We start from the raw sequence: 22399 nt of genomic DNA on the forward strand, positions 1-22399 counted from the left end.
CACTCTCCCACAAACACCAATCTTAATTTAAAAAAGAAAATAACTGCCTAAGACAAGTATACCGACTAACCAGCAGTACCAGGCAAAGGGCCGCATCGCACTGATCTCATTCGTATGGAACCACTTCATCAAGGCCCATACGCTTATATACGCCGCAATTCCGGAAGCCACACCGCCCGCCAGGGAAACTTGCAGTAAATCACCCAAACCGGTATGCATAAGCCGGGGAACTTCTACAATGCCAGCCCCGATAATAATCGGAGTTGCCAGCAACATGGAAAACCGCGCCGCTTCGGCATGTTGTAGCCCTGCCCAAAAACCGGCTGTCATGGTGGCACCAGAGCGGGAAAAACCGGGAACCAGTGCCAATGCCTGAAATAAACCGATCACTGCCGCTTCTTTGTAGCTAAGATCACGTATCTGCTTCCTGCCTTGTACACGCATCTTTTCGCCCCAGTAAAGCAAAAAACCATTGACAATCAAAAAGAAGGCAGCACTGCTCACACTGCTAAACATCATCCTTAGCGGTTTCTCCAGAGTAATGCCAATCAAGCCGGCGGGAATGCATCCAACCAAAATTAAATACAGCAGTTTTCTATTCTCTTGGTCAGCTTTAAATAGGGAAGCAATGATCCGTATCCATTCTGTGCCAAAGAATAGTAACAGCGCAACCGCGGTTCCTAAATGAAGCATAACTAGAAATGGCAGGAAATGTTCTTTTAAAAAATTTGGATCCAGATTCCAATGAAAAAAGTACGGTGTCAGCACTCCATGGGCAACACTACTAATGGGGAAAAGCTCGGTAATCCCCTGAACAATTGCAAAAGCAATTGTTTGAAATATAGTCAAAATAGTACCTCCTGCTTACTTTTCAAATTACGCTATAAGACTTAATTAACTACTGCTCAATTAATCCCTTAACATTATACCTCTCCCTTAGACATCATAAAACATTTTTTTCAACATTTACTTTTAATCATGTCAAACTTAGTTTTTTCTTATTTACTGATAAGGACAGAAAAATGGCTCTAGCTATCATTTTTCATCGCCAAATGAAAGGAAGCAGAAATTTGCCAATGGCAAATTTCTGCTTCCGCGAACAAACATAGGGTGCAATGGAGACGTCGGTCAATACCTCTGTTACTCAATACGTGTCTTTATTGGCTGCATCTTTTACGCTAACTCCCAGAACAACCGGTGTAGAACGATAACCAACGCCCATGCGGTCAATTCCCATATCAATAAGCTTAAAGAAGTGCTCTTGATCACGAATTCCGCCGGATCCTTTAATTTTGCAGCGTCCCTGAGCCACATCCAGCATGGCCTGAATGACCGCTACCGTAGCACCATCACTTTTGCCACCCGTATAAAACCCGGTTGAAGTCTTCACAAAATCGGCACCTGCAGCAATGGCCGCTGCCGTAGCCTTCTTAACCTGTTCAATAGTCAACGCATCCGTTTCAAAGATTACCTTCACTTCCGTCCCGTATTTATGGCATACGTCACAGACCGCCTTAATATCTTCTTCTACTTCTTTCCACAGTCCACTGCGAATCCAGCCATAGTTGGCTACGATATCAAGCTCAAAGATATCGCCCCGTTTGCAATATTGTTCTGCTTGTATTACTTTGGAAGCTGTAGTGGATAACCCAAACGGGAAGTCGCATACGACACAAATTTTGGTCTCCGTGCCTTTCGTCAATTCTGCGGCAATATCTAAAGATGCCGGATTAACACAGACCGTTTTACAGCCAAAATCTATGCCTTCCTGAATATATTTTTTAATCTCTTCCTGAGTAAACTCCGGTTTTAAAACTGATTGGTCAATATAAGCTGCAAGTTCCCTTAGCGACATTTCACACGCTTTTTTTTCTGGTTTCATAGCAGATCCTCCCCAATAAACATTTTATTGATATATATCAAATGTATCATACATTTATGATATATCATATATCATTTACTGTCAATATGTTTATAAAAATCCCTAACCAGCCCAAACTAGGTATTTTCCCAGCACAAAACAATTAGGCCTACCCTTGAAACCAACGCTGTGTTTGCAAGAATAGGCCGTAACGCTCTGCTGTTTATATAAAAGTCTTAAGTGGAAAACTTAATAATCGGATATCGCTTTACTGATACTCATACTACTTCCACAGTTGTGCCCGTATGTTTCACACTCTCTTTAACCGACAAAGGAGGTTCCTGGGTAGTAAGGAGTACATCTACTTTTTCAAAAGAGATTACTTTGAAGCTGCTCGTTTTATTAAACTTTGCACCGTCGGCCACAACACAAACAAAAGCCGCCCGTTCGGCTACTTTTCGCTTGATACAGGCATCCTCATCATCCACTACATAAATACCGTCCGCGGCTATGGCTGCCGCCCCTAAAAAGGCAATATCAAAACGGATATCCTCAATTTGCATAATCGTTTTACTGCCATACAAATAGCGATTTTTGGGCTCTAACTTACCGCCCAGCAGATGAACCTCACCCTGTTTCCCGGCTAATGCTTCCATATTATCCAGCGAGTGGGTAAAAGCCAGCACATTTTCGTCCAGATACTGGCACAAAACCTGAATCGTTGTTGATACATCAAAAAAGCATGTTTGCCCCGCGGAAATATACTTCAGTGCATATTTTCCCAAACGTATTTTAGCTTCGGAATTAATGGAAAGCCGTTTTTTATAATCCTTAACTTCATCTTGAATAGCAGGCAGCGCAATGCCGCCATGGGTCCGTATGGCAAAGCCCTCATTCACCAGCTTAACAATATCCCGCCTGGCCGTGTCCCGGGATATTTGAAAGGCCTGCATGATTTCCTGATTGGACAGCACTCTTCTGTCTTTTAACATATTTACTATTTCATATATACGTTCTTCTTGAAACATAATGACTTCCTTTCTGTCCGTTACAAGAATTAAACGGCAGCCTTACTATCATCACGTCTATAGTTCTAGAGCAGCTACAAAAATATCCTCTATTTATTCCAAATGGACATTCAAATTCAGTTCCACGGCCATTTGCCTGGTTGCTTCCAATAGCGTTTCATCACATTCCAGACCGGTTGTTATCGGGTATTCCAGGCCAAGACGCCGGTACTTTCCGGCCCCCAGGGCATGATACCTTAATAGATCAACTCGTATCACCCCTTTTCCCAGCTCTTTAATAAAGTTAAGCCTCTTTTTTATATCGGTGAACTGATCATTCCAGCCCGGCACAATGACCAGGCGAATGATCATTTCTTTATTCATTTGGGCAATATTCCGTGCATTGGCTAAAATCATTTCATTACCTGCTCCTGTACAGGCTATGTGGATATCCCGGTCAAAAGCCTTGATATCATACAGAACCAGGTCGACAGCTTCCACCACCGGTTTCAACTCGCCCCAGGATAAACAGCCTGCCGTATCCAATGCCACATGGACACCCTGCTGCCGCAATAGATTTGCAGCTTCTACGACAAAATCCCCCTGCAGGGCCGGTTCACCGCCCGAAAAGGTAACTCCGCCGGCAGACTGGTCATAAAACACTTTATCTCTGAGCAATTTCCCGACCAGTTCTTCACTGGTTATCTCATACCCGACTTTTTCAAAAGCTTCCCGGGGACAGATATCCATACATTCGTCCATATTAATACAGCGTGCCCGGTCAATCTCGCAACCTACTTCCGCAAATTTGATCGATTGATTGCTGGCAATGCTTACGCAGGCGCCACAATGAATACACCGGTTTTCAAAATGCATATACTTTATCCCCGGTTCCATAAGTTCCGGATTGGAACACCATTTACAACGCAAATTACAGCCTATGCAAAATACGGTACTGCGAATTCCCGGACCATCTTTGGTAGAGTATTTTTGAATCGTTGAAATTAATCCTTTTGTACTCATATCAGGACCAGGTATTTTCCGTGCGGGCGATAATGGCATCCTGGGCCTCCGGCATTAAGGAGACGAACTGAGCGCAATAGCCCGCGACCCGCACAATTAAATCGGTATAGTTTTCCGGATTTTTCTTTGCATCCAGGAATGTCTTCGTATCAACAACGTTAAATTGGTTATGATAAATTCCCTTTAACAGGCTCGCTTTGAGAAAATCTACGAATTTTTCCAGATTCTCATCATCCGCCAGCGCACCGGGGGCAAACCGCATATTTAAGAGCTGGCCGGCAGCCACCTGATCATTGGGAAGTTTGGCAACCGAATTGATTACCGAGGTCGGTCCATTCCGATCCGTTCCCTGTGTGGGTGAGCAGCCCTCATTTAACGGGCTTTTGGCTTTCCTGCCGTCCGGAGTTGCTCCTACATCCAGTCCATTGGGCACATAGGAAGTGATGTTACTGGTAGACATGGTATAGCAGCTTACCTCCGGTCCTTTTCCATAGCGTTCCGTCTTATAGTCCGGCAGCAACTTCAGATAGGAATGAAAGACATCATTCACGATACTATCCACATAATCTTCATCATTCCCGAATTTAGGCACTTGTTTTACCAGCTTGTGAACATAAGCCGCCGCTTTGCCCTCCCAGTTCGCTTTCATTGCCGTTAAGAGCTGTTCCCAGGTCAGTTTCCGGTCTTCAAATATCAAATTCTTTATTACCGCCAGTGAATTACCGACCACACTGGGTCCAATATTGGATTGGGAGATGACATCATATTTGCAGCCGCCATTTTTTAACGTCTTGCCAAGGTGCATGCAGTTATCGACAAAGCAGGAGGCAAACGGATCGGCATCATAAACAACTAAGGCACGGTCACAAATCGAGTCGCATTGTACAGCCAAATCGGAATAAAATTTCAGCATGTTTTCCCAGGCCGCCCAAACCTCCTCGTAACTTTTATAGTCAACTTCCGGTCCTGGTTTGCCGTTAATGGCAACCAATTGGATGCCCGAAGCCGGATCCATACCATTATTTAATACAAGCTCCAATACTTTTCCCCAGTTCACATAGGTCATTCCGGTTGAACGATGCCCGTATTTTCCCGGCACACCGGTCTCCACGCAGCCAATGGCGCAATAATCCAGCGCATCCTCCTGAGGAATCCCTAAGTCCATAAGACCCTTTACCGCGACCTCGTCATTGAACATCGACGGCATTCCACAACCGGTACGGATCAGCTTTGCCGCCAGGCGCAACAAATCCCGGGGCGTATCCGTGTTGTAGCGCATCGAAAAATTAGGTTCGGCCATTTTGGTCAGATTCATGGCCTCAATACATAAATAGGACAATTCATTGGTTCCGTCTGTCCCGTCTGGTTTACGGCCGCCAATCATCAGATTGGAATATAGCGGATAACCCTGGGAGAATTTCGTGTGTCCATAGGGTCTTACCTTGTTGTTGCTGCTGTTCATTAAAAACATATGGGTAATGATTTCGAGTGCTTTCTCCTGGGTCAATATTCCTCTTTTTATGTCCTCTCTATATAAATCGTACATATACTGATCAAATCTGCCATAGCAGAAAGAGTGCCCATTGCTTTCGATCATTTGCAGCATATGCACCAGGTAACAGGTCTCGCAGCCCTCATAGAAACTCTGGGCGGGTCTTTCCAGCAATGTTTCACACATGCTTCCCATTTGTAGAAGTTCTTGCCGGCGTTTCTTATCCGTTTCCGTCTCAGCCATCTTATAAGCTAATGCCGAGTATCGCTTAATAAATTTCAAAGCACCTTCTAAGGCAATGACCACGGCCTGATAGAAAATTACGTTTTCTTCAGATAAACCCTCGTTTTTCAATTGCCTTTCCGCTTCTTCCACTATACCCCGGAATCCCTTCTGGAGAATCAATTCATGCTTAGGTACAATATGGCCGTCCCCCGACATGGAAATACCACCTCGGTGCAGCACACTTTGTTTTTCGGCCTGCCTAATGCTGTCAGGTGTATTTCTCAATACTTCATCTTCATGTGTATATCCCTGCCAGTCGGGCGCAATGCTTTTTAGATCTTGCTTTACTTCTTCCGAAATCTGAAAAACATCACCGGCCCGTTTATCGAACTCATCCAATTCTTTAACTACCCATTGAATTGAATATTCGGGGAAAATAGGCGCTGCAAAATTACGGCTTGCCTGATTACCAAAGATCAAACTGTCATCTTGAATATAAATCGTCATATTTCCCAGTATGTGGGCAAATGCCCTGGCCTTACGTAAAACATAATCTTCGCCTTCTGTTGTCCGGAACGATTCTGTAATTAACACGGCACGCTCACTGCAGATACTGGCTGTCCTTTTTTCCATGATCTGCTGTAAACGGCGGACTCTTGCCAGATCTATATCATCATTGCGGGGAACAAATTCTAAAAATGTTTTCATTGTTACCACCTCTGAAATTATTTATATTTATATAATAAGTAATTATAAGCATTTAATCAATATTTTTCGCTTATTTATCTGTATAAATCTATAATATTCCCCGATATACTTAAAACCACTTATATATTGACATGGTTTTACTCTACATTCTTGCCATTAGTTAAAATCAAATTTTATTGAATAAATTACTTGATACAAATATATCATACATATTTACATATTAATATTAATAACACTATAATGAAATTATATAAAAGCAACTTAATTCTCAGCAAGATAACCGTCTTCTATTCCTGTTGCATGTTATACCCACAGTGTACAAGAAAATAAAGAACCAGGAGAGATCATATGCCAGCTAATACCTTAAAGTTTACTATTATACACGAGAGCACAGTCCCCTTATATTATCAATTGTTCACTCAACTTAAAAACGAAATACAAAACGGCACGTTAAAGCCGGGTGACCTGCTTCCGCCGGAAAGTCAGCTCTGTTCACAATACAGCCTGAGTCGTTCCACGGTTAGACAAGCCCTGAATCAATTGGTGGAAGAGAATCTTGTCCTTAGACGAAGAGGTAAAGGCTCTTTTGTTGCAGAAAAAAAACTTAGCAGAAACTTAAATCATCTCTACAATTTCACTGAAGACATGTTTGAGTTGGGGATATATCCACATTCACAGGTTTTAGAACATGCGGTTGAGTATGCGACAGGTGAAACAGCTAAAGAATTAAAGCTTAATGAAGGAACGAAAGTATTCAAACTTACCAGACTGAGATTGGCCAATACGGAACCCTTGTTACTGGAAGTCACCCGTATCCCGCTCTATTTGTGCAACGATATTGTCAATGAAGATTTCTCCAATACTTCCTTATACAATTATTTGAAATCAAAATATGATCTAAATCTCCATAAAGCAATTGAAACCTATGAGGCGGTTAAATTAAATAAAGAAATGGCTCAACTGTTAAATTGCAAATCCGGAGCCAGTGCCTTTAAAATCCAACGCATTGCCTATCTGGATTCAGGCATCCCCTTTGAATTAACCAACTCCTATCAAAAGGGAACAGCCTGTAAATTGAGACTGGAGCTATATGCTAATCAAAATAAGGTGAATTTTTCCAGAGAAACGACGTTAGAAAAGCGAAGTAATAACAATTAAGATACTAATACCGGAAATCATTATAATGAAGCAAATAATGTTTTCTGATTACCGTTTTCTCTTGCTTTTTAACAGGACCACAGTTGATAATCAAAACAGCCTGCTATCCGTCAGCGGATAACAGGCTGTCTTGGTTATAAGCCGAATATGGCAAACAGCACAGAAAAAAGCAATGAGCCACCCCATTGCCTTGTATAAATTTTATTATATTATGCAATTCTCAGACTCATGACCAGATAATCTTGCAACCGTAGGATCGGCCATCCCCTAAAATTAAGTTTGCAGTATTTTGATAAGCCTGCTATAACTCATCAACAAAAAGGAAATCTGCAAACTTATCCGAAGTAATTGAAAAGCTAGATAAACTGTAAACGCTGACCTTCTACTAAAAATCCGTTATTTATTCCCGATTTCCTTACCGATAGCATATGCTTTGGCAACTTGTTTCCCAATACCATAGTAATTCATACTATCGGGAGCAAATAGTAATGGTTTTATCTGTTCGATAATCGGCTGATTTTTTTCTTGAATCGTATCGTCAATTTTTGCATCCAAAACCTCCCCGATGAACTGAGTATGTAGGCCTAATTCCACAACCTGTATAACCTTACACTCTAGATTGACCGGAAATTCTCTGATATATGGGGCATCAACCATATTGCTTTTTACCGGAGTAAGTCCAGTCTTAGCGAATTTGTCTTCTTTTCTTCCGGATTCCATACCAAAATAATCGGCTTCTTTCACATATTGTTCTGAAGGAATATTGATTGTAAAAGCCTTTCTAGCCATAAGATTTCCATGAGTATAGGTAGCCTCACGTAATGAAACCGCAACACAAGGTGGAAGTGAGCAACAGACACCACCCCAGGCAGCGGTCATGGCATTCGGCTTACCTTCATTGTCATAAGTACACACGACCAAAACCGGTGTCGGATAAAGCATTGTTTTCGCACCCAAACTTTTTTTCATAGCTCTCACCTCTTAAAAAATATTATCTTCCGGATTATCTAAACTTTGCTATAGTATATCTTGCACTGTGATGCAATAAACATCAGTATGAATTTCTGACAATAGCCGAATATGATATAGCCCTTCCCCTGGACGTCCCATTTCTGCTTATTTGGGAGATAACCTACTTTGTCTGACCCTCCCGAAGCTTTAGCCTGAACACCAAACAGGTCTAGCAACTCATATGGCTATGATTAATAGTAAATGCAAAATTATGAGAAAGTATTCCACTGCGCCCAATACGTCATACACATTTTATATTTCTGTTACCTTATAGCTCAAATAAAGTAGAACCACCTTATTTTAAGATTGGAGGTAAATAAAATGAACTTGACATATTTCCCACGGCGACATTACACGCAAGGCCAGACGCCATTAGAGAAATTAACCCGCTTCTCTCAAGCTATTGGTGGCCCCAATATTTATATTAAGCGCGACGATTTACTGGGATTAACCGAAGGTGGCAATAAAACGCGCAAGCTTGAATTTCTAATAGCCGATGCATTGGCACAGGGAGCCGACACCTTGATCACTTGCGGTGGCGTACAGTCCAATCACTGTCGCTTAACACTGGCAGCTGCCGTGAAAGAAGGACTAAAATGCCGTCTGGTCCTGTCAGAAATGGTTCCGGGGAGTTACAACCCGCAAGCAAATGGAAATGTATTGCTTTATCATCTGCTCAATGTAGAAAAGGTCAACGCCGTTCCATGGGGAACCAACCTAATGGCCGAAATGCAAAATGCTGCTGCCGAAGCCATCGCCGAGGGCCGTAAACCTTATATAATCCCAATGGGTGGTTCTAACCACCTGGGAGCCCTCGGTTATATTGCCTGTGCTGAGGAAATAATGGCTCAAGCCTTTGCCGCAGGCCTCCCTATTCATCACGTTGTGCTTCCTGACGGTAGCGCTGGTACCCATAGCGGTCTATTGCTGGGGTTCTGGGGCAACAACTGTCACATTCCAGTGACCGGAGTTAGTGTTCTCAATCCTAAAATCGTGCTGGAAAATAGGATCGCCGAATTGATGCAACAGACTGCTGATTATATGGGAGTCAATCTAAAAATAGCTCCGGACAAAATCGTTTGTGTTGACGAATACATAGGCCCGGGGTATACGCTGCCTACAGCAGACATGGTCGACGCTGTCAGATTACTGGCCAGCACTGAAGGTATTTTACTGGACCCAACTTATACAGGAAAAGCGATGGCTGGATTGATCGGTCTTGCTAAGCAAGGCTACTTTAAAAAGAATGATAATGTTCTTTTCTTACATACAGGCGGACTGCCTGGTTTATATGCCAATACTCCCTTATTTACGCCTTGAGTTGATTTTCCCCACGGCAGACATTAAATGAAAGGAAGCAGAATATGATAGTTTTCTGCTTCCTGAACAAATATAGTGGACAATGGGAACATTCCCCTTTCGCCCAAAATTTTGTATGAAACTCCTATTTCTATGTTTAATACATTGCAGAGCCACTCCCAAGAGGCATTATTTAAATCCCATTGCCTGTTTTACAACTTCCATTTGTTCTATGGAGGTCAACTTCTCTAAAAGTTTAAAAGCTACACCGGCAGCAGTCTCCGGACAATAAGAGGTAATGATATTTTTATCCACCGCAATAGGTTCATTTCTTACATCAACATTAAATTCTTTCAACTGCTTTTGGCGATATGCATCCCGTAGATGATATGTTGTAGCTTTTCTTCCCGTTAACACCCCGCTTTTCCCCAAAGGCAGCGCCGCTACGCAAATTGTGGCAATTATTTTTTGTTGTTTATCGAACTCACGAATTAGATTTAAGAACCGTTCATCATAGGCTTCTTCATAAAATCCAAATTCCTCAAAACCGCCCGGAATCGCCAACGCATCATAATCATTACTATTTATCTCTTCAATTGTCTTATCAACCAAAATGGGAACGTTAAAAGTACTGGTTACCTCTTTTTGAAATCCGCAGGTAACAACCGGCACGTCATATCCATAATCATTTCTCGCCCATCCCAAAACATCAACGAAAACGCTAAACTCCATCGTTTCGAATCCTTTTAGCGCAAATAGTAAAGTTTTCATTGTATGTCCTCCATAAACAAAATAAACAAATATACAGCGATTTCTTTAGATTCTTAGCTGTACATTTAATCTTTTGATTTCCTTTGGAACTATCTTAGCTTCTGGATAAGGGAAGTCCTGCTAAATTTTGTATTAATTTTACAAATCAATAGTCATTTTACTCAAAGACATCACTTTCCCTTTTGATTTTTCAATGCCTTACAGTCCCGCCCACACAATACAATACAAAAGCCGCCCTCACTTTGAGAGCGACTTGGTTTCGCAAATTATTATCCTATCATATTATGCAGCAAAGACCTGCAAGCTTTGTCCCGCCTAACAATTAATTCTTACTGCATGAATGAAATCTTATATCGCCTAGCTGCAAGCTTTATTATTATTCGATAGAACCTTTCATTGCGTTATATAACTTTTCGGCATACATGTCAATTTCATCCCGTGACATACGCAGGCGGCTTGCGGAAGTGCTGTAGCCAATTTCCGTTGTGCCTTCTTCCAGCCCCTTAAAAATGCCGTCGGCAAAGGCATCCAGCGGTTCCACATGCGTCTGCAGCCATGTTCCGTTTAAATCCGTATCCACTGCCGGCGGAACGACTTCGATCACTGCTACGGATGTAGCGGAAAGCTGGTATCTTAAGCACACGGTGAAAGAATGAAGCGCCGCTTTCGAGGCCGAGTAAATCGGCGTAACCGCAAGCGGTGTAAACGCCAGTCCTGACGTCACATTAATTATCGCCGCTTCTTCTTTTTCGGCAAAGAATGGTGCAAGCAGCATAGAAAGATGAATAGGCGCTTCCAGATTTGCGGTAATTTCTTTACCGAAATGGCTCCAATTGTGCTTGGCGTCTGCTTTTAACACATTGAACCGCTGTAGAATTCCTGCATTATTGACTAATACATTGATCTTGGGATAATTCGCGGTTACCCAGTCAACTAATGCGATCCGCTCGGCTTCTATCGTTAAGTCACAGGTACGGGTAACGATACCCGGAAATCTTTCTTTGGCCTCTTGCAGCACATTTTCCCGGCGCCCGCAAATAATAACTTGGTTTCCTCTTTTTATAAAGCGTTCTGCAAAAGCCAACCCGATTCCCGAGCCTCCACCAGTTATGAGTATTGTGTTTCCCGACATTTTCATATTTCTTTTCCCTCTCCTTAAATTACTTGTTAGCTTATTTTTTTACCGCTACCGTAAAACCGTCCCCAATTGGCAGCAACGTACTCTCAAATTGCGGACAATCGGCAATTTTTTTATTGAAGGCATCTAATGGCTCACACATGGAGTTCAAGTAGCCACACTCAGGATCAAAATCAAATACAGGAAACAGTGTATCTTCAGCCACCAGCAAGCCACCTGGCTTAAGCAACCTAAGATAGTCCTCAAGCATTTCGCCATATAGCTTTTTATCTCCCACATCCTGGAAAATAAGATCAAACTCTTCACTCATCCCTGCGGTTACTGCGCGGGCTTCACCAATTTTAAGCTCAATCTGTTCTTTTACCCCTTCCCGTGCAAAATTCTTCGCCGCCTGTTCAGCCACTTTTTCATCCATTTCAATGGTAACAATAGTACCGCCATACTGCTTAATCACTTTGGCCATCGAAACCGTGGAAAAACCAATACTTGTACCAATCTCAAGAATTTTTCGCGGTCTGGTCAGCGTGATTAAGACTTGCAGCATTCTGGCAACATCGTCATCCACAACCGCCCCAAACTCCTTTAGCTCTGTAGCCTCAGTATATTGTTTTTGTGTTAATTTCCCTTTTTGATATAACCCTTCAATATAGGTGCCGATCTTGGCAAAATCCATTTTTTACTCCTCCTTGTTATATCTTTCATATGTTTAGTGGTGTCATCTGTCTACTGTTTTCATTCCCCCTTTAGTGTAACGTAATGAGCTATTTTGATGCTGCAGCGCAATATAGGTGGCCGCAATATGTTTGCAGCAGGGACCAGCGGAACAGGTACAATGTGACCAAAGTATGGCACCGTTATCATCCAGTTTTAAGGTAACAGTGTGGTTTTCTTCCAGGCGAATCATTGCCTGATAGGTTGTCGCCTCTGTCTTGGTGAATTGCTGCACTGCCCCGTTCCAGTAGTATTCAAAGCCTTGCTCCATGAGCTTGTTATGCATGTGCTTAGGCATCCTCCCGATTATTTTTTGTATACCGGTTTTTACCAGGCAAGAAAAGTGCCGTAATACCTAATACAAATAACATAGCAGCGACAGAATTAAAGGTGTCCCGGTACGCCAGTACGCTGGCCTGGTGAAGAAGCTGCTGATAGATCTGCCCCATGGCTTTTGCCGATGCTTCTGCTGCCGGTAGGCCTATATTTTGCATGGTCCGGGTATATGCAGAAAGCAAACTGCTATAGCCGTCTGAGGCTATTGTCAGGTGTTGTACCAAATTCGACTGCTCCATTTGCCGGTTATGCACAAGGATGCTTGTCGCTAAGGAAATACCGATACTGCCACCCAAATTGCGCAGTAAGGACACGATAGCGGAAGCGTTGCTGCTCTTTTCTCTGGGAATTCTGGAAAAGGCCAGCGTGGTTGCCGGGACAAACAGGAATGGCAGGCCGGCCGTCTGAAAGCACCGGGCAATCGCAAAGGTGGCATAATCGGTCTGCGGTGTGACTAAGCCTGTCAGCCACATACCGATAGCATTGATAAACAGGCCTAATGACATGAGATAGCGGGCTTCAATCCAATTAACCAGTTTCCCTACAAAGGGCATCATAAACAGCGGGAAAATAGCGCTTGGCGAAAGAACAAGGCCCGATAACGTGGCATTATAACCAAAATCCTCCTGTACCATCATCGGCAGTAATGAGGTGGCGCTCCATAGGGTAAAACCAACAAAGAAGAGGATAATCCCAGGCAGACTAAAACTGGGGATGGCAAGCAGCTTCAAATCGACAATCGGGTCCTTTTGCCGCAAAAGCCAATACACCGCCAGCAGGAGACTTATAAAGGAGATGCAGGCTAACGTTATAATAAAGGTACTGTCAAACCAATCTTCCTGCTGGCCCTTATCCAGCACAATTTGTAGAGCCCCTAGCCCTATCGCAATAAGTCCCAGCCCAATATAATCGATCGTGCCTTTTACTTTTTTTGTGTTTTCCGGTCCCTGTACAAGTACCTTTACTAAAAACATCGTTACTATTCCGATGGGGACATTGATTAAAAAAATCCAGCGCCAGCTATAATTATCCGTAATAAAGCCGCCCAGGGTTGGTCCGATGATCGGAGCCAGAACCATGGATAGACCGGTAATGCCGAAGGCTATGCCCAACTTTTCCGGCGGAAAACTATCCCGGATAATGGCTTGCTGAACAGGCTGCAGGCCGCCGCCGGCTACGCCCTGCAACAGGCGAAACAGGACCAGCATGGGTAATGAGGTAGCAATACCGCACATAAAGGAAGTAAAAACAAAGCCGCCAATGCAGAGCATAAAAAAGTTTTTACGTCCCATAACGCCTGACAGCCAGCCGGAAATGGGCATGACGATGGCATTCGATATGATATAAGCGGTCAGGACCCAGGTGCTTTCCTCTGTTCCAGCCCCGAGTGAACCCGCTATATGAGAAAGAGCAACATTGGCAATCGTTGTGTCGAGCAGTTCAATAAAGGCGGCTAAGCTAACAACACCCGATACTACATAGGGATTTATTTGGGCAGAAGAAGGCTCCATCATTTTGTGTCCATACTTTCTGTATGCACCGTGGGAACTACGGACATGCCCGGGCCAAGATGAAGCTGAACATCCGGTGAGGCATCAAACAAAATTTTTACCGGTACACGCTGTACTATCTTTACAAAGTTTCCTGTTGCATTTTCGGCGGGAAAAAGCGAAAAGCGGGAACCTGTGCCGGATTGAAAGCTATCTACTTTTCCCTGTAATACCACATCGGGATACGCATCAATACGGATGTCGACTGATTGACCGGGTTGCATATGTTCCAACTGGGTTTCTTTAAAATTGGCTACTACCCACAGGTCTGTGCCAATAAGCGAGGCCACTTGCTGACCTGTCTGTACATAATTGCCTAATTCGATATTGCTTTTAATCATACGGCCATCCATCGGTGCCATGACTTTCGTATTTGCTACATCACTTTCCGCCTGAGCCAGGTCCGACTCGGCCTGAGTGACCTGCGCCTGCAATTGTTCGATGGTATTGCGGGAAGCAGCGATTACAGTGGGAGCCGTAGAAGCTGATTTTAGATCGGCTCTTAGTTTTTCTAAGGCAGCGCGATCCGATTTTTCGGTAGCGATAGCCTGGTCCCATTGCTGCTGTGAGCAGGCACCGGCGGCAAATAAACTTTCCATGCGTTGCCTGTCACTGGCTGATTTTTCCCAAACCGCCTGAGCCGAAGCTACCTGGGCTGATGTAGCAGCTTCATTGGCCGGAGCAGAAATTGTGGTTGTTTCACTATTATGAACCGCTGCCGCCAGTGCGGCCCGAGCAGCAGCCAAGGCGGCCTTAGCATGATCACGGCGTAGCTGGTAATCAGTAGGGTCAATTTCCAGCAACACCTCGCCGGCTTTGACAAGCTGGTTATCTTGAACATATACATGTTTTACATAGCCTTGTACCTTCGGACTTACGACAACAGAGTGCCCCTCAATCGTCGCGCTGTCAGTAGCTATATCGTGGCGGTGAGAATAGTAGTAAAAGCCGGCCCCTAGAATGATGATCAAAGCAGCCAAGCCTATTCCAATATACCGGGGAGAGAGTTTCATACGGTCATCCTTTCAAAAAATTAAAAATGATTGTTACCGGAACAATAATTAGCCAAGCTAATTATTAAGGATAAAATAAAAATCCTATCAACTCCTTTATTGTAAAAGGTTAGCCAGGCTAACTAAATGAGAAAATAAAAACGGTGTATGATTAATTTTATGCTCATAGACCGATTTTTATTAACAACGCAAGTAAACGAGTGGTCTCTTCGTCGGTTAATTTTTGGGTGAGATTGGCGCAAGCCTGCCAATAGTGCGGCAGAACGAGATCCAGCATACGGTACCCTTTTTCGGTTATACTGACATTAACCATTCTTTGATCTTCAAGGCATACGGTTCTGGTAATCAATTGATGTTCTTCCAGCCAAATTAACTGTTTGGTTACCGATGCCCGCCGGATTCCCAGCTTATCAGCAATTTCCGAAGGCTGTAACGGCTGCTCCGTGCTTGTATCGAATAATAGCAAGAGTAACGTAAATTTGCTTTCGGAAATATGATATTTCTTCAGCGTATGATTTATCGCATCCAAAACATCGTCCGATATCTCTAACAATGCTTTCCCTAACTGGGCTCTTGGGTTAGGCGGAGTTGTAATCGTATGTTTTTCCATAAATACATTCCTTCGGCAATTAGTTTCCCTGGCTAATTAATAGTATAGCGATGCGAAAAAAGAATGTCAATAGCGAAAGCTCGCTCTACAACATAGTTGTGCAACTCATACTGTATACATACCGCCGGGCCATTGCTTATGGAATATTGTTAGCCTATAATAAGTCTATCTAAGAGAAAGTGAGGGAATCAAGGCTATGTTTGGTATTGTTCATTATGAAATGTTTCTTATCGCCGGCATCATTCTTAATATCACTCCTGGATCGGATACCATTTATATTTTAAGCCGGAGTATTGCACAAGGCCGTAAGGCCGGTATTTACTCTGTTCTGGGTATTACTGCAGGCTGCGCTGTCCACACCGTGCTGGCAGCTCTGGGACTGTCTGTTATTCTGGCACAGTCGGCCCTGGCTTTTATGCTTGTCAAAACAGCCGGTGCTCTCTATCTTGCCTATTTAGGTATCACCACGCTGCTCGCCAAAAATAGCACACTGGTTTCGCCGACTGATCAGGTCATGTCCATTAGAGAAACCTTCCTGCAAGGACTGCTAACCAATGTACTTAATCCTAAGGTAGCTCTTTTCTTTATCTCTTTTTTGCCGCAGTTTATCGACCCGCAAAACAACTATGGAATCGTGCCCTTTATTCTCTTAGGAATAACCTTCTTAACCACCGGTACTCTTTGGTGCCTGTTCCTGGTGTTTGGTTCTTCCCGTGTGACAGTTTTACTCCGCCAGAGCAGTAAAGCGGCCGCCAGGATGAATAAAATCTGCGGGGGTATTTATTTGCTGCTTGGAGTAAAACTGCTTACGGCTGAGCGGTGATGAGCGGCTATTTTTCAAGCTCTTTTTCGCAGCGAGGTAACCGTTTCTCCGCCGATCCCCCAGTTATCCGTAGCCACCTCATCAATCACGACAACAGTTGTTCGCGGATTTTTCCCCAGCACATCTATCAGCAGTTGCGTGGCTCCCTGAATTAATTGCGCTTTTTGCTCTGGGGTAGCTCCTTCTTTAGTGATCTTTATATTTACATAGGGCATTAAACCGCACCGCCTTTCTTATTCCTTCTTAATGTCATCAACACCAGCAGGGCAAACAATAAAACCACAACGGCAAATAGGCTGGGCATCATCATCCCAAAGTTTTTTTGTAAATACGCGGCTATGATCGGGCCGATAATCTGACCCAGGGCATAAATGGTCGTCAATTCTCCAATCGCCTGCATGGATGCTTCCGGTTTCAGTTGATGCGCCAACGTGATCGAAAGACTGGTTATTCCCATAAAGGTTCCGCCAAATAAAGCGCCTCCCACTAAGGTATTCAGCTGATTGGGCATGATGACCGGCAGCAGTATGCCCAGGGCCTGCAGTCCATAAGCCAGCATCAGGCTGGCTTTGATACCGGCCTTTTGGGACAGCCGCGCCCAAAGATACGTTGAGGGAGCTGCCGCCAAGCCGATAAGCACCCAGCTTTGATTCGCAATCGAACTGAGTTCTGGCATTGATTTGATCATTTGCACAATAAAGGTGGCGGTTATGATATAGCCAATACCCTCCAGTCCGTAACTGATGAGAAGAATGTACCAGGTATAATCCCGTATAAATAGATTGCTGCTTCGTGCCTTTTCCTGCTCTCCCGATTCAGAGCGCGACATGTTCGCCAGCGTACACCAGGCGAGAATTCCAAATGCACTCCCTCCCATTGCCAAGCCCAGCCAGGCAGTTTCCCAGCCGCCCAGGCTATCAAACATAGGCACAAATATACCGGTAAAGGCAATGCCAATACCCACCCCGCTATACAGATATCCTGCCCGGTCGCTTCGTCCTTGTCCCAGGGTAACAACAGAGGCAACAACAAACAAAATAGCGCTCAGAAAGCCGGCGCCCAACCGCAGCAAAGTCCAAAGAAAATGATTTTGCGTGAGCGGCATACTGATCATTAAAATAATACTGATGACTACTCCTGCTCCTAACCAGGTCCGCAAATGCTCTCGAACCCACGGTTTTCGCGAAAGGTAAGCGCCAATCAAATAGCCCAGATAGTTTGCTGAAGCCATGACTGCCACATCCCATTCGGTTACACCCAGGTCTCTTTGCATCAAAGGAATAATGGGTGTGAAGCCAAAACGTGAGATTCCCATGGCTAAGCTGAGAGCACAAATCCCCCCGATAAGGCTGTGCATATTACTATGCTTCGACTCGGCCACCTCCTATGCAGTGAATATGGTTTTATGGTACTATAAAAGAGGCCATTATTAGAAGCGATTCATTTCTATGACAGCAATCGCTTTTGTCTATGAGGCAGGAGGAGCATCTGATGGATTTAGACGATATAAAAGTATTTCGCCAGGTTGCTTTACATGGATCGATGACCCAGGCAGCAGAAATGCTGGGCTACGCCCAGTCCAGTGTTACGGCCCGTATCCGCAAACTGGAGGCGAACTTGAAGGTAGATTTATTTTACCGTAATGCCAAAGGCGTGCAGCTTACTCCCGCCGGTCAGATATTCCTGGAGCAAGGACTAAAAATAAACCAACTCATGGAAGAGTTATACTCCCGCCTGAATCCAGCCAAAACTCCCGGCGGTTTGTTGCGTCTCGGCGCTATGGAAACAACGGCTGCCACCCGCCTTCCTTCCCTGCTAAAGAAATACCATTCCTTATATGACCATGTGGAACTGTCACTTCAGACCGGGCCCACTGAATACTTAATCAATCAGCTCCTGCATTACGAGCTTGACCTTGCTTTTGTCGCAGCGCCCGTCAATCATCCAGAAATCACTGAGATTGAAAGTTTTAACGAAGAGATGGTTCTGGTTGCCGAGAAAAAAGAAACTATCCAGGATATCCCGGAAATTATGAGGAATAGAACGATCCTGGTTTTCCGCCCCGGCTGCTCTTATCGAGCATTGCTGGAAAGATATTTACTGGAAAGCAACTCTGCACCTTTAAGACGTTTTGAATTTGGCTCTTTGGAAGCTATTATCGGCGGCGTGTCAGCCGGTATCGGAATCTCCTTATTGCCTAGATCGGTTATCGAAGACAAGCTTCAATCAAACACACTAACCGCCTATGAGCTGCCAGCTCATCTACGCAGTTGCCCAACGATGCTGATTCGCAGAAAAGACGTGGTGCAAACGGCAGCTATGACTCATTTTACTGATTTGTTATGGGCTGAAAACCGCTGAGCTATTTGCCGCATCAACTTTCTAATTATCCACAGCTATAAAATAAAACTGCACTCTTGTCAGGAGAATGCAGTTTTATTTTTTCAGCTATAAGCATCTTTGCATTACCCTTCCGCCTTTGATCGTTCCGCTAATTCCTTCTTTTTCATTAATGCTTGGGCCTCCGTCAGCCCATTTTTAAAATGATGCCTGACTCTTTGCATAAGGAAGCTCAAATTACACCTTTGTCTGCCTACGATAAAAAATACTATGGCTTCGCCTATCGCCCAGGTTAACGCATAGGCCAATGCGGCTTTGGCAAGTACAGCCGCATGAGCCGGTATGGATCTCAAGATCAGAACCGCAATTCCCCTTGAAAGCTTTGCCAGACCAAAGACAACAGCAAAATCCAGGATATGTCTCAGCTCTATTTTTTCACCTAATAAACCGATAAGCTCAAACATAAGCTTTACTTCATTCAAGGTAAGTACAATAAAATCTGCCAACATTTCAAGCGGAGCTACTATGGTTCTATGCAGGACCGGCAAATAAGCCGGCAAGGTTGAAATGAGCACCCATGCGGTATTTTGAATCGCAGTCTCCTGAATTTCAATTTTGGCATGTTCGGGGCGGAAAACAGGAAAATTATGAGACAGCGCAAACCTGATACGCTCATGATTAGCCAGTATTTGTGCCGCCAGGTTAGGATCTGCAGCATCAAAAGGATACACCTCTGTATGAAACTGTTTAACCTCATTGGCAATCCGGGACTCTACAATACAAAAGTCCGAGGTTTTCAGTTTTTCTTTATCAAATTCCTCCTCCGTCGACACCGGTATGATGATTAGACGTTTCAACATTTCTTTATTGCTGTGGATCTCATCATTATCAGGCACCGGGAAGGTGAAATTATGGTAAGGAAAGCTGACCAACCATTTCATCATGTCTTCAATCGCTGCCGTAGAGCCCACAAGGCCAATCTGAATATTATGCTGGCAAACCCGGTTGATCTTGTGCATATTTATCTGGCTTAATTCATCCCATATTTTATGAATGATAAAAGTCTCCTCGTGCCCCATTCTCTGCCGCCCTCCTTTGTTCTATGGAATACCTGACTATATCAGCTTACAGGTTTATGTGGTGTCTCCGACCGGTTTTACTACAATCAACTCTTTATCCACATCCTTTAGTTTGACAGATCAGACACATCTTGATTCTACGAAACCGGGGGCAATGCTGCTGTAAAATATCACCATACCTTTTTCATGGCAAAAAAAATTCTACGCCGGCAAGCGTAGAAACATGAGGTATTTTCTCCAGTATTCATTCCAGGCCCCGCCGATCTCCTTATGCCCGCTTTTTTGATTTTAACTGTCAGGCGAAACGAGGAGACAGGTTGCTAATTACAGGACTTATCAGTTACAAACCTTACGCCCATGTCGAATGCCTTCTGACAATCAAGGGGAAACACTTCAGCTCTTCTCTTAGCCTTCGCTTCAGCATCAAACAAGGTTGAGACCACCTTTGAGTAATCTTTAAACTGATACGTATCAAAACTAAGGAGCGACTCACAAGCCCCGAAGGCCATTCGCATTCCAAATTCATTAAACTCGATAGGCTTATCCATTCCATATGTCTTTAGCATTTCTTCTGTTACATTCATTGTATAAATAAATCCGGTATTTATTTTCTTCGGAAAATAGGATCGGTGAGAATCACTGTATTCCACATACTGAAACAGTAAACGGTCCAGGAAGGCAGCCATCTGACCAGTTACCCTTCCCCAATAAATCGGAGAGCCTAAGATAAGAGCATCGGCTTCCTCCACCTTTTTAAAGACTTCTGCCAGATCATCTTGTATGGGACACTTACCATAGCTTTTTCCCCCTATGATTTTACACGCAAAACAGCTGATACACCCTTTGTAGTTCAGATCATAAAGATGGATTAGTTCGGTTGTCGCTCCCTGTGAGGCTGCCCCCTCAAGAGTGTTATTGAGTAGTGTGGCTGTGTTCCACGTCTTCCGTGGACTTCCGTTAACTGCAAGAACCTTCATTGGCTATTCCTCCATATACTTACAATTTGTTTATGGCCGTATTAAAGTTAGTGGTCTGTAAACCCTAATTCTATAGTGTTCTTACGAGATCTTTTCCGCCCTGCTTTGTTGTCGTCGACTTACATATTCCCGATATGTGCGCCTCCTCCGCCTCGCAGGACGAAAAATCTCTCGCAATTCATCCTATTGCTTTAGAGTTTTCAGACCACTAGCATATCACTCTTACTATAAATGCTGAAGTAGGCACATTTGGCATAGTTACTATACTGTAGGAAAGTTAACTTTAAAACCTTTTATCCTACAGACATTGAATTACATTGTTAACATTCTTAGTATTTGCTATCCCTGGCAAAATAAAAAAAGTCCTGCCAAATTCAGCAGGACTTTTTTTGAGGATCAAAAGAAATATTTTTATCTAGACACTCACGTCAACATTACTTCCCAGCGTATCTGAAGGTGGAACCAGCATATCCAGCATTTCGGTACTGCTTGTTTCGGTAGTATCCATGACTTTCTTCAGGACCTGAATACTCGCGTCTGTTTGAACCTGACTAAGCGAATAGGCAACTGATAAAGCAGCAATATCCATAGATAGACTCCCTCCTATGATTACCATTTTATTACTGCCGCTCCTCCTTGACAAGCACTAATTCATTTGCTGACAAGCGCGTCACAGCCATTCTGCGTATTTTTCAATCATATATAATCAGCCTATTTATCCGTAACAGCATAGCCATCATGATTATCCCACATCCACAAATACACCGTCTAATACCGTAAAAGCAGGCAAAAAATTTCCCCATTGGGTACTTATTACCCGTTTTTAATTATGCGTCTACTATCCAAATCGAAACAGCCTTTCCCCCAAAGTCCATATTATAGCTGAGGAAAAGCCATTCAGGCTGCATACAGTTTAGTTGGCACAAATATTGCTATTATTAGGAGTGTATATATATTATGGAGACCAGCTATGAAAAGTCAAGTACCACAAGTTAAGAAATCTAAAAGGAGGTTATTTTTGGGCACAAGAAATAAGCCTATAATAGGCAAAGGATTTCAATAAGTTAAGCTAGAGGCACATAGGGTTTCTGATTTCTAAGAACTGCATGAATTATGTATGTGAGCTTCCTAGCAACAGCACCAGTTGCGGAAAAAGAATGCTTGCCTTGAGCGATTTTTTGGGTGTAAAAGTCTTTCAAAATGGGGTTATGTATTTTGGCAACATTAGCAGCTAACCAGATAGCTCTGCGCAAATAAGGGGAGCCAC

General features: G+C 43.6%; 22 protein-coding genes and 1 pseudogene. 4 read left to right on the plus strand and 19 right to left on the minus strand.

The genetic code is table 11. The features are described from left to right. Window positions 1-27: 27 nt before the first annotated feature. The 5 genes from BMW43_RS17090 to BMW43_RS17110 form a co-directional block, all read right to left on the minus strand. Window positions 28-849: an undecaprenyl-diphosphate phosphatase gene (locus BMW43_RS17090; RefSeq protein WP_091750501.1), complete on the minus strand. Its 822-nt coding sequence runs from the start codon at window positions 847-849 to the stop codon at window positions 28-30. Between the two features lie 295 nt (window positions 850-1144). Continuing rightward, a complete protein-coding gene (deoC, locus tag BMW43_RS17095; RefSeq protein WP_091750503.1) occupies window positions 1145-1882 on the minus strand; it encodes a deoxyribose-phosphate aldolase in 738 nt (245 codons plus the stop codon). A 257-nt stretch (window positions 1883-2139) separates the two neighbouring features. After that, a complete protein-coding gene (locus tag BMW43_RS17100) occupies window positions 2140-2889 on the minus strand; it encodes a DeoR/GlpR family DNA-binding transcription regulator (protein WP_091750506.1) in 750 nt (249 codons plus the stop codon). 93 nt (window positions 2890-2982) lie between these two features. Next, complete coding sequence (locus tag BMW43_RS17105) at window positions 2983-3930, minus strand: glycyl-radical enzyme activating protein (RefSeq protein ID WP_342725877.1); 948 nt, start codon at window positions 3928-3930, stop codon at window positions 2983-2985. Next, the gene (locus BMW43_RS17110; RefSeq protein ID WP_091750508.1) at window positions 3893-6316 is read right to left on the minus strand and encodes a glycyl radical protein; all 2424 of its coding nucleotides are present in this window, start codon (window positions 6314-6316) and stop codon (window positions 3893-3895) included. The genes BMW43_RS17105 and BMW43_RS17110 overlap by 38 nt, the downstream gene beginning before the upstream one ends. A 348-nt stretch (window positions 6317-6664) precedes the next feature. On the opposite strand from BMW43_RS17110, the gene BMW43_RS17115 reads away from it, so the two are divergent. Then, the gene (locus BMW43_RS17115) at window positions 6665-7474 is read left to right on the plus strand and encodes a GntR family transcriptional regulator (RefSeq protein WP_091750510.1); all 810 of its coding nucleotides are present in this window, start codon (window positions 6665-6667) and stop codon (window positions 7472-7474) included. Window positions 7475-7870: 396 nt separating this feature from the next. Here BMW43_RS17115 and BMW43_RS17120 read toward each other — a convergent pair whose 3' ends face one another. Next, window positions 7871-8443: a flavin reductase family protein gene (locus tag BMW43_RS17120; RefSeq protein ID WP_091750512.1), complete on the minus strand. Its 573-nt coding sequence runs from the start codon at window positions 8441-8443 to the stop codon at window positions 7871-7873. A 363-nt stretch (window positions 8444-8806) separates the two neighbouring features. Between BMW43_RS17120 and cuyA the strand changes: the two genes are divergently transcribed. Beyond that, window positions 8807-9805 (plus strand): D-cysteate sulfo-lyase, encoded by a 999-nt coding sequence (cuyA, locus tag BMW43_RS17125; RefSeq protein ID WP_091750515.1) that lies wholly within the window; start codon window positions 8807-8809, stop codon window positions 9803-9805. Window positions 9806-9973: 168 nt separating this feature from the next. On the opposite strand, the gene BMW43_RS17130 is transcribed toward cuyA, so the two are convergent. From BMW43_RS17130 to BMW43_RS17160, 7 genes are all read right to left on the minus strand, one after another. Then, complete coding sequence (locus tag BMW43_RS17130; protein ID WP_091750518.1) at window positions 9974-10555, minus strand: DJ-1/PfpI family protein; 582 nt, start codon at window positions 10553-10555, stop codon at window positions 9974-9976. 376 nt (window positions 10556-10931) lie between these two features. After that, the gene (locus tag BMW43_RS17135; protein ID WP_091750521.1) at window positions 10932-11693 is read right to left on the minus strand and encodes an SDR family oxidoreductase; all 762 of its coding nucleotides are present in this window, start codon (window positions 11691-11693) and stop codon (window positions 10932-10934) included. Between the two features lie 34 nt (window positions 11694-11727). After that, a complete protein-coding gene (locus BMW43_RS17140) occupies window positions 11728-12366 on the minus strand; it encodes an O-methyltransferase (RefSeq protein ID WP_091750524.1) in 639 nt (212 codons plus the stop codon). Between the two features lie 42 nt (window positions 12367-12408). Further along, window positions 12409-12690 carry an SWIM zinc finger family protein gene (locus tag BMW43_RS17145; protein ID WP_177173652.1) on the minus strand — a complete coding sequence of 94 codons (282 nt, stop codon included), beginning with the start codon at window positions 12688-12690 and terminating at the stop codon, window positions 12409-12411. Window positions 12691-12694: 4 nt separating this feature from the next. Continuing rightward, window positions 12695-14254: a DHA2 family efflux MFS transporter permease subunit gene (locus BMW43_RS17150; RefSeq protein WP_091750528.1), complete on the minus strand. Its 1560-nt coding sequence runs from the start codon at window positions 14252-14254 to the stop codon at window positions 12695-12697. After that, a complete protein-coding gene (locus tag BMW43_RS17155) occupies window positions 14251-15303 on the minus strand; it encodes an HlyD family secretion protein (protein ID WP_091750531.1) in 1053 nt (350 codons plus the stop codon). Before BMW43_RS17155 ends, BMW43_RS17150 begins: the two co-directional genes overlap by 4 nt. Window positions 15304-15466: 163 nt before the next feature. Further along, window positions 15467-15913: a MarR family winged helix-turn-helix transcriptional regulator gene (locus tag BMW43_RS17160; RefSeq protein WP_091750533.1), complete on the minus strand. Its 447-nt coding sequence runs from the start codon at window positions 15911-15913 to the stop codon at window positions 15467-15469. Window positions 15914-16109: 196 nt separating this feature from the next. Here BMW43_RS17160 and BMW43_RS17165 point away from each other — a divergent pair, with 196 nt between their 5' ends. Then, entirely contained in the window at window positions 16110-16736 is a 627-nt protein-coding gene (locus BMW43_RS17165; RefSeq protein WP_091750536.1) for a LysE family translocator, read from the plus strand. Between the two features lie 14 nt (window positions 16737-16750). Here BMW43_RS17165 and BMW43_RS17170 read toward each other — a convergent pair whose 3' ends face one another. Both BMW43_RS17170 and BMW43_RS17175 read right to left on the minus strand, forming a co-directional pair. Continuing rightward, on the minus strand, window positions 16751-16951 hold the full coding sequence (locus tag BMW43_RS17170; RefSeq protein WP_091750538.1) for a tautomerase family protein: 201 nt from the start codon (window positions 16949-16951) through the stop codon (window positions 16751-16753). Next, window positions 16951-18093 carry a YbfB/YjiJ family MFS transporter gene (locus BMW43_RS17175; protein WP_091750541.1) on the minus strand — a complete coding sequence of 381 codons (1143 nt, stop codon included), beginning with the start codon at window positions 18091-18093 and terminating at the stop codon, window positions 16951-16953. Before BMW43_RS17175 ends, BMW43_RS17170 begins: the two co-directional genes overlap by 1 nt. A 134-nt stretch (window positions 18094-18227) precedes the next feature. Between BMW43_RS17175 and BMW43_RS17180 the strand changes: the two genes are divergently transcribed. Further along, complete coding sequence (locus BMW43_RS17180) at window positions 18228-19097, plus strand: LysR family transcriptional regulator (RefSeq protein WP_091750543.1); 870 nt, start codon at window positions 18228-18230, stop codon at window positions 19095-19097. Window positions 19098-19201: 104 nt separating this feature from the next. Here the strand turns inward: BMW43_RS17180 and BMW43_RS17185 are convergent, their stop codons facing one another. From BMW43_RS17185 to BMW43_RS21395, 4 genes and pseudogenes are all read right to left on the minus strand, one after another. Then, window positions 19202-20155, minus strand: a complete 954-nt coding sequence (locus tag BMW43_RS17185; protein WP_091750546.1) for a hypothetical protein — start codon at window positions 20153-20155, stop codon at window positions 19202-19204. A 320-nt stretch (window positions 20156-20475) separates the two neighbouring features. Further along, window positions 20476-21132 (minus strand): flavodoxin family protein, encoded by a 657-nt coding sequence (locus BMW43_RS17190; protein ID WP_091750548.1) that lies wholly within the window; start codon window positions 21130-21132, stop codon window positions 20476-20478. Between the two features lie 415 nt (window positions 21133-21547). Next, a complete protein-coding gene (locus tag BMW43_RS17195; protein ID WP_091750552.1) occupies window positions 21548-21748 on the minus strand; it encodes a YjfB family protein in 201 nt (66 codons plus the stop codon). Between the two features lie 448 nt (window positions 21749-22196). Beyond that, window positions 22197-22399, minus strand: a pseudogene (locus BMW43_RS21395) (IS110 family transposase); the annotation flags it as partial.

The sequence above is a fragment of the Propionispora vibrioides genome, from assembly GCF_900110485.1.
GTDB lineage: Bacteria > Bacillota > Negativicutes > Propionisporales > Propionisporaceae > Propionispora > Propionispora vibrioides.

What these genes read in the sequence shown, in the direction of transcription:
- BMW43_RS17105 (WP_342725877.1), bottom strand. Translation starts at nt 3,930, where the DNA reads ATGCCATTATCGCCCGCACGGAAAATACCTGGTCCTGATATGAGTACA.
- BMW43_RS17160 (WP_091750533.1), bottom strand. Translation starts at nt 15,913, where the DNA reads ATGGAAAAACATACGATTACAACTCCGCCTAACCCAAGAGCCCAGTTA.
- BMW43_RS17120 (WP_091750512.1), bottom strand. Translation starts at nt 8,443, where the DNA reads ATGAAAAAAAGTTTGGGTGCGAAAACAATGCTTTATCCGACACCGGTT.
- cuyA (WP_091750515.1), top strand. Translation starts at nt 8,807, where the DNA reads ATGAACTTGACATATTTCCCACGGCGACATTACACGCAAGGCCAGACG.
- BMW43_RS17140 (WP_091750524.1), bottom strand. Translation starts at nt 12,366, where the DNA reads ATGGATTTTGCCAAGATCGGCACCTATATTGAAGGGTTATATCAAAAA.
- BMW43_RS17185 (WP_091750546.1), bottom strand. Translation starts at nt 20,155, where the DNA reads ATGGGGCACGAGGAGACTTTTATCATTCATAAAATATGGGATGAATTA.
- BMW43_RS17100 (WP_091750506.1), bottom strand. Translation starts at nt 2,889, where the DNA reads ATGTTTCAAGAAGAACGTATATATGAAATAGTAAATATGTTAAAAGAC.
- BMW43_RS17150 (WP_091750528.1), bottom strand. Translation starts at nt 14,254, where the DNA reads ATGATGGAGCCTTCTTCTGCCCAAATAAATCCCTATGTAGTATCGGGT.
- deoC (WP_091750503.1), bottom strand. Translation starts at nt 1,882, where the DNA reads ATGAAACCAGAAAAAAAAGCGTGTGAAATGTCGCTAAGGGAACTTGCA.
- BMW43_RS17130 (WP_091750518.1), bottom strand. Translation starts at nt 10,555, where the DNA reads ATGAAAACTTTACTATTTGCGCTAAAAGGATTCGAAACGATGGAGTTT.
- BMW43_RS17145 (WP_177173652.1), bottom strand. Translation starts at nt 12,690, where the DNA reads ATGCATAACAAGCTCATGGAGCAAGGCTTTGAATACTACTGGAACGGG.
- BMW43_RS17195 (WP_091750552.1), bottom strand. Translation starts at nt 21,748, where the DNA reads ATGGTAATCATAGGAGGGAGTCTATCTATGGATATTGCTGCTTTATCA.
- BMW43_RS17175 (WP_091750541.1), bottom strand. Translation starts at nt 18,093, where the DNA reads ATGCACAGCCTTATCGGGGGGATTTGTGCTCTCAGCTTAGCCATGGGA.
- BMW43_RS17115 (WP_091750510.1), top strand. Translation starts at nt 6,665, where the DNA reads ATGCCAGCTAATACCTTAAAGTTTACTATTATACACGAGAGCACAGTC.
- BMW43_RS17180 (WP_091750543.1), top strand. Translation starts at nt 18,228, where the DNA reads ATGGATTTAGACGATATAAAAGTATTTCGCCAGGTTGCTTTACATGGA.
- BMW43_RS17165 (WP_091750536.1), top strand. Translation starts at nt 16,110, where the DNA reads ATGTTTGGTATTGTTCATTATGAAATGTTTCTTATCGCCGGCATCATT.
- BMW43_RS17155 (WP_091750531.1), bottom strand. Translation starts at nt 15,303, where the DNA reads ATGAAACTCTCTCCCCGGTATATTGGAATAGGCTTGGCTGCTTTGATC.
- BMW43_RS17110 (WP_091750508.1), bottom strand. Translation starts at nt 6,316, where the DNA reads ATGAAAACATTTTTAGAATTTGTTCCCCGCAATGATGATATAGATCTG.
- BMW43_RS17170 (WP_091750538.1), bottom strand. Translation starts at nt 16,951, where the DNA reads ATGCCCTATGTAAATATAAAGATCACTAAAGAAGGAGCTACCCCAGAG.
- BMW43_RS17135 (WP_091750521.1), bottom strand. Translation starts at nt 11,693, where the DNA reads ATGAAAATGTCGGGAAACACAATACTCATAACTGGTGGAGGCTCGGGA.
- BMW43_RS17190 (WP_091750548.1), bottom strand. Translation starts at nt 21,132, where the DNA reads ATGAAGGTTCTTGCAGTTAACGGAAGTCCACGGAAGACGTGGAACACA.